This window comes from Pseudomonas sp. Q12-87, from assembly GCF_001269755.1.
Lineage (GTDB): Bacteria > Pseudomonadota > Gammaproteobacteria > Pseudomonadales > Pseudomonadaceae > Aquipseudomonas > Aquipseudomonas fluorescens_S.
The window spans coordinates 111551-125697 of the sequence record NZ_LHVI01000010.1 but is presented as its reverse complement, the minus strand read 5'-3'; the positions used below and the strand labels follow the sequence as shown (position 1 = coordinate 125697).

The 14147-nt window shown below is 59.3% G+C and carries 16 protein-coding genes and 1 tRNA gene; 5 read left to right on the top strand and 12 right to left on the bottom strand.

Annotated features, from left to right (window positions below):
• Nucleotides 1-6: 6 nt before the first annotated feature.
• The 5 genes from AD663_RS05395 to AD663_RS05375 all read left to right on the top strand — a co-directional run bounded on the left by AD663_RS05395 (nt 7) and on the right by AD663_RS05375 (nt 5125).
• Nucleotides 7-909, top strand: a complete 903-nt coding sequence (locus AD663_RS05395; RefSeq protein WP_053213402.1) for a copper resistance protein B — start codon at nt 7-9, stop codon at nt 907-909.
• 51 nt (nt 910-960) lie between these two features.
• Nucleotides 961-1338 (top strand): copper homeostasis periplasmic binding protein CopC, encoded by a 378-nt coding sequence (gene copC / locus AD663_RS05390; RefSeq protein WP_003178647.1) that lies wholly within the window; start codon nt 961-963, stop codon nt 1336-1338.
• A gap of 4 nt (nt 1339-1342) precedes the next feature.
• Nucleotides 1343-2254, top strand: coding sequence for a copper homeostasis membrane protein CopD (gene copD, locus AD663_RS05385; protein ID WP_053213401.1), 912 nt, complete (start codon nt 1343-1345; stop codon nt 2252-2254).
• A gap of 171 nt (nt 2255-2425) precedes the next feature.
• Nucleotides 2426-3613: a cyanate transporter gene (locus AD663_RS05380; protein ID WP_053213400.1), complete on the top strand. Its 1188-nt coding sequence runs from the start codon at nt 2426-2428 to the stop codon at nt 3611-3613.
• An 81-nt stretch (nt 3614-3694) separates the two neighbouring features.
• Nucleotides 3695-5125 carry a hypothetical protein gene (locus AD663_RS05375; protein WP_053213399.1) on the top strand — a complete coding sequence of 477 codons (1431 nt, stop codon included), beginning with the start codon at nt 3695-3697 and terminating at the stop codon, nt 5123-5125.
• Between the two features lie 137 nt (nt 5126-5262).
• Here the strand turns inward: AD663_RS05375 and AD663_RS05370 are convergent.
• The 12 genes from AD663_RS05370 to ruvA form a co-directional block, all read right to left on the bottom strand.
• Nucleotides 5263-5338, bottom strand: a tRNA-Lys gene (locus AD663_RS05370).
• Between the two features lie 63 nt (nt 5339-5401).
• Nucleotides 5402-6091 (bottom strand): 7-cyano-7-deazaguanine synthase QueC, encoded by a 690-nt coding sequence (gene queC, locus AD663_RS05365; protein WP_003178638.1) that lies wholly within the window; start codon nt 6089-6091, stop codon nt 5402-5404.
• A 1-nt stretch (nt 6092) separates the two neighbouring features.
• Nucleotides 6093-6740, bottom strand: a complete 648-nt coding sequence (queE, locus tag AD663_RS05360) for a 7-carboxy-7-deazaguanine synthase QueE (RefSeq protein WP_053213398.1) — start codon at nt 6738-6740, stop codon at nt 6093-6095.
• A 167-nt stretch (nt 6741-6907) separates the two neighbouring features.
• Nucleotides 6908-7747: a tol-pal system protein YbgF gene (gene ybgF, locus AD663_RS05355; RefSeq protein ID WP_003178635.1), complete on the bottom strand. Its 840-nt coding sequence runs from the start codon at nt 7745-7747 to the stop codon at nt 6908-6910.
• A 6-nt stretch (nt 7748-7753) separates the two neighbouring features.
• A complete protein-coding gene (pal, locus tag AD663_RS05350) occupies nt 7754-8251 on the bottom strand; it encodes a peptidoglycan-associated lipoprotein Pal (RefSeq protein WP_003178634.1) in 498 nt (165 codons plus the stop codon).
• Nucleotides 8252-8303: 52 nt separating this feature from the next.
• On the bottom strand, nt 8304-9605 hold the full coding sequence (gene tolB / locus AD663_RS05345) for a Tol-Pal system beta propeller repeat protein TolB (protein WP_003178610.1): 1302 nt from the start codon (nt 9603-9605) through the stop codon (nt 8304-8306).
• On the bottom strand, nt 9602-10681 hold the full coding sequence (tolA, locus tag AD663_RS05340; RefSeq protein WP_053213397.1) for a cell envelope integrity protein TolA: 1080 nt from the start codon (nt 10679-10681) through the stop codon (nt 9602-9604). The genes tolB and tolA overlap by 4 nt, the downstream gene beginning before the upstream one ends.
• Nucleotides 10681-11133: a protein TolR gene (tolR, locus tag AD663_RS05335; protein ID WP_161798348.1), complete on the bottom strand. Its 453-nt coding sequence runs from the start codon at nt 11131-11133 to the stop codon at nt 10681-10683. The genes tolA and tolR overlap by 1 nt, the downstream gene beginning before the upstream one ends.
• Nucleotides 11134-11156: 23 nt before the next feature.
• Entirely contained in the window at nt 11157-11852 is a 696-nt protein-coding gene (gene tolQ, locus AD663_RS05330) for a protein TolQ (protein WP_003178603.1), read from the bottom strand.
• On the bottom strand, nt 11842-12309 hold the full coding sequence (ybgC, locus tag AD663_RS05325; RefSeq protein ID WP_003178601.1) for a tol-pal system-associated acyl-CoA thioesterase: 468 nt from the start codon (nt 12307-12309) through the stop codon (nt 11842-11844). Before ybgC ends, tolQ begins: the two co-directional genes overlap by 11 nt.
• 128 nt (nt 12310-12437) lie before the next feature.
• Nucleotides 12438-13499 (bottom strand): Holliday junction branch migration DNA helicase RuvB, encoded by a 1062-nt coding sequence (ruvB, locus tag AD663_RS05320; protein WP_053213396.1) that lies wholly within the window; start codon nt 13497-13499, stop codon nt 12438-12440.
• Entirely contained in the window at nt 13500-14108 is a 609-nt protein-coding gene (ruvA, locus tag AD663_RS05315; protein WP_053213395.1) for a Holliday junction branch migration protein RuvA, read from the bottom strand. It lies immediately after the preceding gene.
• Between the last annotated feature and the right edge of the window lie 39 nt (nt 14109-14147).

Genomic DNA, 14147 nt, shown 5'->3' with positions numbered 1-14147 from the left:
CCGACCATGACCACTGTTTTTCAATACCCCATGGCACTCATTGCCAGCCTTGCCCTCGGCGTCACCGCCCCGGCCTGGGCGGCAAGCAACGATATACAAGGCATGGATCACAGCCAGATGCCGGGAATGGATCACAGCCAGATGCAAGGCATGGACTCGATGCAGGGCATGGAACCCATGCAATCGGCGCCCACCATCAGCCGCACGCCGATTCCCGCGCTGACCGCCGCCGACCGCGCCGCCGTCTATGACGATCACGGCGGGCATGCGGTGCACGACAGCGCCGTCAATTCATTCTTCCTGATGGACCAACTGGAGTGGCAAGACGCCGACGACGGCAGCGCCCTGAGCTGGGATGCGTCGGGCTGGATCGGCGGCGATATCGACCGTTTATGGCTGCGCTCCGAAGGCGAACGCCTCAATGGCAAGACTGAAAAGGCCGAACTCCAGGCCCTGTGGGGCCACGCCATCAGCCCTTGGTGGGATGTGGTGGCCGGGGTTCGCCAGGACTTCAAGCCGGGCGATTCGCAAACCTGGGCCGCCTTCGGCCTGCAGGGCCTGGCGTTGTACAACTTCGAAGCCGAGGCCACCGCCTTCATCGGCGAAGACGGACAGAGCGCGGCGCGCCTGGAAGGGGATTACGACATCTTGTTGACCAACCGCTTGATTCTGCAGCCCACCGCCGAAGCCAATTTCTATGGCAAGAACGATCCGGGCCGCGGCATCGGTTCGGGGCTGTCGGACACCGAAGTGGGCCTGCGGTTGCGTTATGAAATACGCCGTGAGTTCGCACCGTACATCGGCGTCACCTGGAACCGCGTCTACGGCAACACTGCCGACTACGCCCGGGACGAAGGCGAGGACCGCAGCGAAGCACGCCTGGTCCTGGGCCTGCGCCTGTGGTTCTGACCCGCTGATCTGTTTCACTAAAACTAAAAACCAAGCTGTAGGAGTCCTTGCATGTCATACATCAAAACCGCTGTCGCCTTGTCCGTCGGCCTGTTGTTCAGTGGCCTGGCCCAGGCCCATCCAAAACTGCTGTCCTCCACTCCTGCCGAAGGTGCGGAGGGCGCGGCGCCGGCAAAAATCGAGCTGCACTTTTCCGAGAACCTGATGACCAAATTCTCCGGCGCCAAGCTGCTGATGACCGAGATGCCCGGCATGTCGGCGCATTCGCCGATGCCCATGCCAGCAAAGGTTTCCGGTAGCGATGATCCGAAAACCATGGTCATTAGCCCGAACGCCCCCCTCGCTGCCGGCACCTATCAAGTCCAGTGGCGCGCGGTGTCATCCGACACCCACCCGATCACCGGCAACGTCACGTTCAAGGTGAAATGAGTTGATGAGCGACTCGATCAACATCGCGCTGCGTTTTGCGCTGTACCTGGATTTGATGTTGTTGTTCGGCCTGGCTGCGTTCGGTCTCTATAGCCTGCGAGGCCAAGAGCGGGTGTCAGGCGCGCAGTTGCCTTTCGTACCGCTGTTGGGGACCACGGCGATGCTTGGCGGGTTGCTCTCCCTGGCTGCCATGGCCTGCATGGCCTGGGCCATGAGCGGTGTCTCGGACTGGGCCGAGTTGTGGCCGCACATTGAAATGATGGTGTTCGAGACGGATGTCGGCCTGAGTTGGACGCTGCGCATAGCGGTGCTGTTCCTGGCCGGGGTCGCCGTGACGCTCAATCGACGCTGGCCGACCGCCAGCCTCGGCCTGGTCATGCTGGGCGGGGCCGTGGCCTTGGCGACGCTGGCCTGGGCAGGACACGGCGCCATGGACGAAGGCACCCGTCGTAGCTGGCACTTCATCACCGACTTCCTGCATCTGTGGGCAGCGGGCGTTTGGGTCGGGGCCTTGGCCGCGTTTGCCCTGCTGCTTCGCCAGGCCAAGCCCCAACTGCCGGTACTGGCTCGGACGCTGACCGGATTTGAAACCGCCGGGGCGGTGATTGTGGCAGTCATCAGCGTGACAGGGGTGGTGAATTATCTGTTCATCGTCGGCCCCAGCGTCGAAGGGCTGCTCGACAGCCGCTACGGTCAGTTGCTGGCGCTCAAACTCGTCTTGTTCGCGGCCATGCTGGTGTTCGCCGCGCTGAACCGCTTTCATCTGAGCCCACTCCTGGAGAAAGCCCGACAGACCGGTGAACACGACGTCGCGGTGAATGCGCTGAGGCGCAGCATGGTGCTGGAGTTCTCCGTGGCGGTGATCGTCCTGGGGTTGGTGGCTTGGTTGGGGACGCTGAGCCCGGAGATGGAATAGGAAGCTGCGGGCTGCTTGTGGAGAGGGAGCTTGCTCCCTCTCCACACAAGTTCCTGAACCTTGATTGATTGAGTACGGTATTTAATTTTTCAATATTCCCCGCCAGTTTTCAGTTTGCCCATGACAAGCCGCACCCGCCTAAATGACGCTTTGTTAAGCCAAGGCCTTGTCATGGAAAACGTTAAAACCTCAAGCACCCATGCCGTCTGGCTGATGGTGAGCATCGTGCTGGTGGCGCTCAACTTGCGCCCCTCAATGGCGGCGGTGGGGCCGTTGTTGTCGGCCATTCGCGGCGAGGTGCCCCTCAGCTTCAGCACCGCCTCGCTGCTGACCATGCTGCCGGTCATGGCGATGGGCATGGCGATGTTCCTGGGCATGCGCATCGCCCTGCGCATCGGCGAACACCGCACCATCGTACTGTCGCTGTTGATCATCGGCATCGCCACCGCGTCGCGCCTGTACCTGAACAGTGCCGCCGATCTGATCATCAGTGCGGTGTTGGCCGGGATCGGCATCGCCCTGATCCAGGCGGTGATGCCGGCGCTGATCAAATCGCGCTTCTCCAATAACGTTTCATTGCTCATGGGGTTGTACGTCACGTCGATCATGGGAGGCGCTGCCATTGCCGCGTCCTTCTCACCCTTCGTCCTGGCACAGACCGGCAGCTGGCGCATCGGTCTGGCGATCTGGGCGCTGCTGGCGCTGGTCGCACTGGGTTGCTGGTACGCTCAGCGCTCGGCCGTCACGCCCTTGCCCGACGCACCGACACGGCGGCAGGAATCGTTCTTCGCCAACGGCCGGGCCTGGTTGCTGGCGATCTTTTTCGGCCTGGGTACCGCCTCCTACACCTGCGTGTTGGCCTGGTTGGCACCGTACTACGTGGAGAAAGGCTGGAGCGAACAGCACGCCGGCTTACTCCTGGGGTTTCTCACAGCGATGGAAGTATTGTCCGGCCTGCTCACCCCGGCGATTGCCAACCGCAGCCAGGACAAGCGCCTGGTGCTGGCCGTGTTGCTGGCCCTGATCATCGGCGGCTTCTGCGGCCTGATCCTCAGCCCGGAACGCTTCAGCCTGCTATGGCCCTGCCTGCTGGGGCTGGGCATCGGTGGCCTGTTCCCAATGAGCCTGATCGTGTCCCTCGATCACTTGGACAACCCCCGCCGGGCCGGCAGCCTCACCGCGTTCGTGCAGGGTATCGGCTACCTCATTGCCGGGCTCTCGCCGCTGATTGCCGGGATGATCCGCGATCAATTGGGGAGTTTCGAGTGGGCTTGGTGGTCGCTCACGGCGGTCATGGGGCTGATGATGGTGATGGTGTTGCGCTTGGACCCAAAACATTACGAACAGCACATCCGCTAAACCTATGGATCGAATATTTGGCGGCTGCGACTTGGCGTTACTATACCTGCCGGGAATTTTACCTCGTAAGGGAGCTACGCCTTGTCCGCTACACCTGACAGAACCTTCAACGAAGTGTTCAAGCACACCGCCAAACGCATTCTTTCCTATTGGACCCAGATCACCGTGAGCTTAGGCCTGTTCGCAACAGGGTTAGGGTTCACCACACTGTATCTTTATACCCGTACGATTGGACGAATCGACCTATTCCTGCCATCCATTGATGTGAAGTCCGCATTGTTGGTCTGGGTAGTCCTGGTCCTGTTGCTAATGCTTTCGTATCTATTCATCCTGGGCGCAACAACGTGGATGTTCGGTTGCTCGGTTTCGCTGTTTTCAAATATGAAGGACAACCAACCGAAAATTGTCTTCTATTTGATGCTCCCCACTGTTGTCGGCTTTAGTTCATTCATCTGGGCGACCTTCTTTTGGTCAAAATTGAATGCCTGGGTGACATTTTCAGGATTATTCCTGATCGTCTTCGCTGCGTGCTTTCTGATGTACGCACTCACGCCCTTCAAAAGAATCATCAGGAAAAGCATAATTGTCCAAGCCAGGTTAAATCGAGCTCGCTTGAAGCGTTTGGCGACCCATCAACCAGCAAAGCGAAAAAGACGACAAACGCATAAGACTGCCCGCACCCCAAGTGCTCGCCAACAAAAATGGCGCACCCGTTGGCAGGCAATCAAAAACAAGATAACTCCAGCGTGGCGCAGGGTAAAAGGAGCATGGCAGCGGCGACTGTCGTGGATACTCGCTCGTCAGGAATTCTGGCTCGTCACCTTGCTCTCGATCTCCATCTTTGTCACCGTTATCTTCGCAGCCTTCCCAATACTGTTGACGATACGTTCATATATGGAGAAGGAAACCTCGGGCACCGTCCCCTACGTGGCGGGTTTGTCCTGGCTGACACTCATTTTTACCCTGCTACCGGTCGTCATATTTTATTGCTTCAAGGGGGACATCTACAGCCGTACCTCCAAGGGCCTGGTGGCGATGATATTCGCCTTTGGCGCCTTCACATTGATTTCGCCAGGCAGTTTGAGCCAGATAACCTACATTGCAGCGGGAGGTTTATCAGTTCGCCAAAAAACGACTGAGCGATACGCCTTGCCAGAAGATATAAAGCTGCAGGACCTGAGCGCAACCATGTGGAAAACACGCCAAGTCACTTCGCAAAAAATAGACGTCGAGGCGTTCCAGTTGTATTCCTTTGGCGACGTACTGTTACTGTGCCCAAACGATATGCTGTCACTTGAACTCAAAGAACTTAAGAACTACTCGAAGTTCTGTATCAGCACGCTCAATAGCAAAGTTGTACGAAAGCCCCGGCTGCTCGCATTTGCCTCGCGACCACAGAGCGAATGGATCTGTCGGGTGCCTTCATGGCGGATCCTTGCAGGACGCTGGCTAGGGTGGGAAGCGCTGGGTCCGGGAATTTACCGCTCCGCTTCGGGCGAGAAAAAAGGCTGATAGCCCATCAAGCCATGAGCGTATGCCCCTTCGACTCCATTCCCCGCCCCTTGGGCGGGACCGGTTTATTCCAGACAAAAAAAAACCCGGAAATCCTCACTTACGTGGGCCTTCCGGATTTTCTAAACTGCTAAAAATGGTGGGTCGTGTGGGATTCGAACCTACGACCAATTGGTTAAAAGCCAACTGCTCTACCAACTGAGCTAACGACCCGCTGTGTGGTGGCGCGTATAATACTGATTTCTAAGGACTATTCAACACTTAATTTGAAATAAATCAAAAATAAGGGGTTGGATCGCTCACGCCCGCCGCTGCGAAGCCTTCCGCACGCAATCGGCAGCTGTCGCATTTGCCGCAAGCACGGCCCTGATCGTCGGCCTGATAGCAGGAAACAGTGAGCCCGTAGTCGACGCCGAGCTTCACACCGGCCCTGACGATGTCTGCCTTGCTGAGATTTTGCAGCGGCGCCTGGATGCGGAAGCCTTGTCCTTCTACGCCGGCTTTTGTCGCCAGGTTGGCCATGCGCTCGAACGCTTCGACGAACTCCGGACGGCAGTCCGGATAGCCGGAGTAATCCACCGCATTGACGCCGATGAAGATGTCGCGAGCGCCCAGTACTTCGGCCCAACCCAATGCCAGGGACAGGAATACGGTGTTACGGGCCGGCACGTACGTCACCGGAATGCCTTCGCTTGGCGCTTCGGGCACGTCGATGGAGCTGTCGGTCAGGGCCGAGCCGCCAATGCCGTTGAGGTTCAGGCCGATCACCTTGTGCTCCACCACGCCCAAGTCCCTGGCAACCCGCTCGGCAGCATGCAGTTCAGCACGATGACGCTGGCCGTAGTCGAAACTCATGGTGTAGCACCGGTAGCCTTCGGCACGGGCCATGGCCACCACCGTCGCCGAATCCAGGCCGCCGGACAGCAGGATGACCGCACGTTTCTCGGTATTCGATTGTTCAGTCATGTCAGCGCCCCGGCTCGTCGTTCCAAAGATATTTATGCAGCTGCAATTGCAGGCGTACCGGCAGGTTGTCCGCTACCACCCAGTCCGCCAGATCACGGGCGTTCAGGTCGTGATGGCTTGGCGAAAACAATACCTCGCCGGCCCGCTGGTCGAGCCCGTACTGGATCAACTTGGACGCCGCCCAGTCGTAATCGTCCCGCGAACAGATGACAAACTTGACCTGATCATGGGGCGTCAGCAGCTCGATGTTCTCGTAGCGGTTGCGATGCGCTTCCTTGGAGCCTGGGGTTTTCAGGTCCACGACGCGGCTGACACGCGGGTCGACGGCCGAGATATCCAGCGCGCCGCTGGTTTCCAGCGAGACCTCATAACCGGCATCGCACAACTGCTTGAGCAAAGGGATGGCGTTGGGTTGCGCCAACGGCTCGCCGCCTGTGACGCAGACATAACGCGGACGATAGCCGGCAACTTGCTCGAGGATATCGTCGAGGGAGCGCAAAGTGCCGCCGTTGAAGGCGTAGGCACTGTCACAGTATTGGCAACGCAGCGGGCAGCCGGTCAACCGCACAAATACGGTGGGCAGCCCGGCCGTTCGCGTTTCACCCTGCAACGAGTAAAAAACTTCGGTAATTCTCAATGTGTCTTGCATAGTCGCCACGGGCGTAACAGCTAAACAGGCTGTCCGCCTCCGTCAGGCACTTCAAGGAACCCCGCCAACGCGCAGATCCCAAAAAGCGTGTTTCATAAAAAGGGCGTGAATTCTAACGAAAAAACCCGCGACAAGCGCGGGTTTCTTCAATTCAACGTCAAGCCGGCTTACATGCGTTGCAAATCACGCTGGGCCAACTGGGCGGCGGATGTACCCGGATACTGGGCCACCACCTGCTGCAGGATGCCCTTGACCTTGTCGGTGTGACCCAGGCGGCGCTCTACGTCAGCCAGTTTGTACAGCGAATCCGGTACCTTGGCGTGCTTGGGATACAGCTGGGAAACCTTGGCAAACGCCTGGCCGGCACCTTGTAGGTCGCCCTTGGCCAGGTTCACTTCGCCCAGCCAGTATTGGGCGTTGCCCGCGTACTGGCTGTTGGGGTATTTGCGCAGGAAAGCGGCAAAGGCCTGGCTGGCCTTGTCGAAATCCTTGGCCTTGATCAGGTCGAAGGCAGCGTCGTAATAGAGCTTTTCCTTCGCCGGATCAGCCGGCTCGCCACTGGCGGCAGGTGCTGCCGGAGCAGCGGCCCCCGCGCCAGCGCCTGCGGCTGCACCGGGGGCGTTCAAATCGCCACCGGCATTAGAATTCTCAGGAGTCGCGGCAGGTGCAGCACCACTTCCTATGCGCCGATCAAGATCCTGGTATCGCTCCAGGTTTTCCTGTTTCATGCGCGAAATATCATTCTGCAGAACTTCGATCACGCCTTGCTGGCGCGACAGTTGATCCTGCATTTGCTGGAGCTGGTTGAACAGCTCGCCCTGTGCCGAGACAGGGGCCGAAACCCCTCCCCCGGCATAGGCGCCGTTCGTACCGTAACCTGCAGGCGGATAGCTGCTCCCGCTATTGTTATAGCCGGCATCGTTATCGACCACAGGAACCGCAGCCCACGCCGCAAGCGGCGCGAGGCTGAGAGCCAGAACAGTTACAGCACGACGGCACGTTCGCATGACGAATTACTTACGCAGTTCGACGCGACGGTTTTGAGCCCAGGACTGCTCGTCGTTGCCGGTAGCAACTGGACGCTCTTCGCCGTAGGAAACCAGTTCCAGCTGAGCTGGGGAAACACCTTGCAGTACCAGGTAGCGTTGAACGGCTTTCGCACGACGCTCGCCCAGTGCCATGTTGTACTCACGAGTACCACGTTCGTCGGTGTTGCCTTCCAGAACAACGCGAGCGCCGTTTGCTTTCAGGTCTTTGGCGTGAACGTCCAGAGCGCGCATGGCTTCTGGCTTCAGGTCCGAGCTGTCGTATTCGAAGTAGAAGGTGGTGATTGCGCGCAGAGCAGCTTCTTCGCTCAGGGAGCCATCAACAGCACCAGTGTTAGCGCCGTAACCAGCGTTTGGATCGACAGCGCCTTCACCGGCATTGTCGCCGCCTTTGGACGAGCAACCTACAGCTACAGCCATGGCCAGAGCCAGCGCAGCAAATTTACCAAACTTCAGCATTTCCATCGTGAAACTCCTAATGAACCCCAGTGTGTTAAGTAAAACGTATTGCGCCGCGTCAGTTCAGGTAAGGGGACCAGGACGGTTCTCTGACTTCGCCTTGTGCGGTAGGAAGCGGGAGCCTCACGCGTCCATTAATGGACACGAGCATCAAGACTCCCCGGCCCTGCTGGCGGGTGGCGTAGATTACCATGGTGCCGTTGGGCGCAACAGTAGGTGACTCGTCCAGAGTGCTATCAGTGAGGATTTTTACGCTACCGCGCTGCAAATCCTGGGCCGCCACCTTGAAATTGGTGAAACCATCCTGGCGATGGATCATCACCAGGGTCTTTTCGTCCGCCGACAATTTAGGGTTGGCGTTGTAGTTACCGACGAAAGTCACGCGCTCGGCACCACCGCCACCGGCGCTGGTCTTGTAGATCTGAGGCTTGCCGCCACGGTCGGAGGTGAAGTAGATGGTCGAGCCATCCTTTCCCCAGAACGGTTCGGTGTTGATGCCCGGGCCATTGGTGACGCGAGAGATCGAACGCGAGGCCAGGTTCATCACGTAGATGTCCGGGTTGCCGTCCTTGGACAGCACGAACGCCAGGCGCGAACCGTCCGGCGACCAGGCTGGCGCGCCATTCAGGCCTTCGAAGTTGGTGATCTGCTCACGACGACCGGTGTCGATGTGCTGCACGAAGATGCGCGGACGCTTCTGCTCGAACGACACATAGGCGATGCGCTTGCCATCGGGGGCAAAACGCGGCGACAGGATCGGCTCGCGCGATTGCAGCAGGGTCACCGCACGGGCGCCATCATAGTCGGAACGCTGCAGGGTGTAGCGGGTATTGTTCTCGGAGAAACGTTCCGCCGTCACGTAGAGCATGCGAGTGGAGAACGCGCCCTTGATGCCGGTGAGTTTCTCGAACGACTGGTCGGCGATGTAGTGCGACATATCGCGCAACTGATCGACACTGCCCGATACGCTGCCGGTCAGCACTTGCTGCTCGGTGGCGACGTTGAACAGGGCGTATTGCACCTGCAGGCGACCGCCGGCCGGGACAATGCTGCCGACCATGATGTACTGGGCGCCCAGGGCCTTCCAGTCACGGTAGATGACTTCACTGGCCTGGGTCGGCAGGCTGATCATGTTCTGTTTCGGAATCGGCGAGTAATAGCCCGAGTTGCGCAGGTCGTTGCCGATGATCTCCGCCATGTCGTCCGGCAGGACACTACCGCCCTGCCAACCGAATGGTACGACGGCGATCGGGGTAGCCCGATCGCTGCCGCTGGTGACCAGGATGTTCTTTTCCTCTGCTACCGCTATCCCTGCCAGGCAGCAGATAACGACAAGCATTCCTCGAAGAAGGTTTCTCACAAGGCTAGATCCTCAGGTGTGAATGTCATCTTGAATGAACGATAGGGAGCGAAGTCGCTCGGTTTCATTCCTTGCATTTCCGTCAATCGTCCAATGTTCTTGACCGCTGCGACCGCCGAGGCGTCGAACGGACCGTCACCGCTGGACTTGTTAACCGTGACCGAGGTAACCGTACCGTCGGGCAGCATGCCAATTTGCAACTCTACGCTCATGCCTTTGCGCGCCGAAGGTGGACGAGCCCAGCCTTCCGCCGCTCGGGCGCGAATCAAATCGTCGTAACTGCCGGCGACTTCATCGCCCTGTTCATCGGCCAATGCCTGCTGGCGCTCTGGCGTGTCGGAAAGCAAATCTGCCAGGGCCTGGGCCTTTTTGTCTTCGGCGGATTTACGCGCTGCGTCCTGGGCCTTTTTCTTGGCGGCGTCGGCGGCGGCTTTCTTCTTCGCGTCTTCGGCGACTTTCTTTTTCGCCTCGTCAGCTTCAGCTTTCTTCTTGGCGTCTTCGGCCGCTTTTTTCTTCGCGTCCTCGACGATTTTCTTCTTCGCTTCTTCCGCGGCCGCTTTCTTGGCCTCTTCTTCAGCGGCTTTCTTGGCTTCTTCTTCGGCCTTCTTCTTGGCTATATCAGCCAATTGTTTCTCTTCTGCCTTTTTCGCTTCGGCGGTTTTCTTCGCTTCGTCGGCCTTCTTGGCTTCGTCAGCCTTTTTTGCCTCGTCCGCTTTCTTCGCCTCATCGGCCTTCTTGGCTTCTTCGGCCTTTTGAGCGGCTTCCTCTTTCTTTTGTTCCGCAGCCTTTATTGCTTCCTGCTCAACCTTCTTCTGTTCCATCTGCTCGACTTCGGTCTGGCGCGCGGCGGATTTTTTCGCCTCACCGGCAAGCTTCTGGTTCGTCTGGGTCGTAGCCTGGCTTTTGGACTTGAGCTGATACAACGTCGCCTGCACGATCGGCTTGGCCGGCGGCAATTCAGGCGTCATGGCAAAACTGACGAACAGCATGCCGAACACCAGCACATGCAAGCCGATGGCAAGGACACTGGGCCAGAAGTAGCTTTCCGAGGCGGACGGCTCTCGCTGTTGCTGCATCAGGGCGCCTCGGTAATCAAGCCAACATTACCGACCCCGGCTTTCTGCAGGCCACCCATGGCGCCCATCACGGCGCCGTAGTCGACGGTCTTGTCGCCACGAATGAAGACTTGCGTGCGCTTGCCGGCGTCATTGCCGACACGAATGATCTTGGTCACCGCGTCGGTCATCTGCGGCAGGGTCATGGCCCGGTCCTGCTGCTTCTCGGTATCGACTTCGCTGCCAAGGTTCCAGTAGTAGGTCTTGTCAGCCTTGATCGAAATGGTCAGGACCTGGGTGTTGTTGTCCTGCGGCAAGGCTTCGCTGGAAACCTTGGGCAGATCGACCTTTACGCCCTGATTGAGCATGGGCGCGGTCACCATGAAGATGACCAGCAGCACCAGCATCACGTCGATGTAGGGCACCACGTTCATCTCGGCAACCGGCTTGCGCTTTTTTCGGGCTCGAGCGATTAAAGCCATTGGGAAATACCTGCTTATTCTTCGCTGGTGTGCACTTTGCGGTGCAGGATCGCCTGGAACTCATCGGCGAAGGTGTAGTAACGGCCAGTCAGCGTTTCGCTGCGGGCAGCGAAGCGGTTGTAGGCGATAACGGCTGGAATCGCCGCGAACAGGCCGATAGCGGTGGCGACCAATGCCTCGGCGATGCCCGGGGCCACGGTGGCCAGGGTCGCTTGCTGGGCGGAAGCCAGGCCACGGAAGGAGTTCATGATCCCCCACACGGTGCCGAACAGACCGATGTACGGGCTGACCGAACCGACGGTGGCCAGGAACGACAGCCCCTGCTCGAGTTTTTCTTCCTCGCGGGAGATGGCGACGCGCATGGCACGGGCCACACCTTCCATGACCGCTTCCGGATCGACGCCGGGTTGCTGGCGCAGGCGGGAAAACTCCTTGAAGCCGGCACGGAAGATCTGCTCCACGCCCGAATCCGGGTCCGGGTTGCTGCCGGCCTGGCGGTAGAGTTTGGACAGGTCGATGCCGGACCAGAAGCGCTCTTCGAAGCTCTCCAGGGCACGGCGACCGGCGCGCAGCATGTTGCTGCGCTGAAAGATCATGATCCATGAGGTCACCGATGCGGCTACCAGGATCAGCATTACCAACTGCACCACGACGCTGGCATTGCTGACCAGGCTCCACATGGAGGAATGGTCGACGACGTTAGCTTCCACGCTTTATCTCCTGCTCTGAGTGTGTACCCGCGCCGCTCACGTCGGCAAAGGCCGCACGTAGAGCTTCGGGAATGGCCCGGGGTTTCAAACTATAGGTGCGCACACAGGCCACCAAAAACTGCCCTTCGCAGAGCAGCACGTTATCCGTAGCCCGCCTGACCTGCTGCTTGAAGCGCAGGCTGACACGGTTCAACTCGATGACATCGGCACTTACCAGAAGCTCATCGTCCAGTCGCGCCGGCGCGTGATACCGCGCTTCGCTGGAATGCACGACGAATAACAGGTCCTCCCCTGCCAGCGCGGATTGGGCAAAACCCAGTTCCCGCAGCCGTTCGGTTCGAGCCCGTTCCATAAACTTGAGGTAATTGACGTAGTAAACGATGCCGCCGGCATCGGTGTCCTCGTAATAAACGCGACAGCGATGTGCGAACGACTCCAGCCCGTTTTGCGCGCGCATACTCTAGTGCTTACTCCTCAGGTTGCCAATCGGCCAGGCAACTGTTTTTTCATTCTCGAACGCATTGACGCTCCGGGCCTCGTCTGGGACAGCACGAACCAGGAAAAAGTCGGCGTATAGAGGCTCGTTCAATCGTCCACGGCATCGAGGAATTCGTCTACCACCGGCATCTCGCCCATTCGTGTCGGGATGTTTAAGCCAAAATGCAAATAAGCATGGCGGGTCACTACGCGTCCGCGTGGGGTGCGCATGATATAGCCCTGCTGGATCAAGTACGGTTCCAGCACATCTTCAATGGTATGGCGCTCTTCGCTGATGGCCGCTGCCAGACTGTCCACACCCACCGGGCCACCGTCGAACTTCTCGATCATGGTCAGCAACAGGCGCCGGTCCTGGTGATCGAAACCACGCTCATCGATGTCCAGCAGGTTCAACGCCAGGTCGGCAATCGGTTTGGTGATGTGCCCCTTGGCCCGGACTTCGGCGAAATCGCGCACCCTGCGCAACAGCCGGTTGGCGATCCGCGGCGTTCCCCGGGCCCGACGAGCGATTTCATAGGCGCCGTCCGGGTCCAGCGGCAGCCCGAGGATACCCGCCGAGCGGCTGACGATCGTCGCCAGGTCTGCGTTGTTGTAGAACTCCAGGCGCTGGACGATACCGAAACGGTCGCGCAGCGGGTTGGTGAGCATGCCGGCGCGGGTGGTGGCGCCCACCAAGGTGAAGGGCGGCAAGTCGAGTTTGATGGAACGCGCCGCCGGCCCTTCGCCGATCATGATGTCGAGCTGGAAATCTTCCATGGCCGGATACAGCACTTCTTCGACGATCGGCGACAGCCGATGAATTTCGTCGATGAACAACACGTCATGGGGTTCCAGATTGGTCAGCAGCGCCGCCAAATCGCCCGGTCGTTCGAGGACCGGCCCCGACGTGCTCTTGATCGACACGCCCATTTCCTGGGCAATGATGTTGGCAAGCGTGGTCTTGCCCAGGCCCGGCGGGCCGAAGATCAGCGTATGGTCCAACGACTCGCTGCGCCCGCGGGCTGCCTGGATGAACAGCTCCATTTGCTCGCGCACGGTCGGTTGGCCGATGTAGTCGGCCAGGCTGGCTGGGCGAATCGCGCGGTCCTGGATTTCTTCGCGGTCACGGGGCGCACCCGTGGCCGCGATCAGACGATCAGCTTCAATCACTTAAATCATTCCCTTCAGGGCGCGACGAATCATGTCTTCAGTGCTCAAGCCTTTTTCCTTGATGGCGGAAATCGCCTTGCTGGCTTCCTGCGGCTTGTAGCCCAGGGAGATGAGCGCGGTGACCGCATCGTTTTCGGCGCTGATGGCAGGCGCCGGCGCGTCTGGCTGGTTCGGCACCAGCGCGAACATGGCCGGTACCGCTTCCCAGGCCTTGAAGCGATCCTTGAGCTCGACCAGCAGGCGCTCGGCGGTTTTCTTGCCGACACCCGGCACCTTGGTCAGGGCCGAGGTGTCCTGGGATTGCACGCAGCGCACCAGCTCATCGACTTCCAGGCTCGACATCAAGGCCAGGGCCAGTTTCGGACCGACACCATTGAGACGGATCAACTCGCGGAAAAAGTCTCGCTCGCGCTTGCCGACGAAACCATAGAGTAACTGCGCATCTTCGCGTACGACCAAATGGGTATGCAGTGTCAGCGGCTCGCCGACCGACGGCAGGCGATACAGGGTGGTCATGGGCACTTCCAGCTCATAGCCGAGCCCGTTCACATCCAGAATCAGGTGCGGCGGCTGTTTTTCAGCCAGGGTGCCACGCAAGCGTCCAATCACGTTTCAGATCCTTGGGCATAGGCCAGCCGCTGGCTGGCG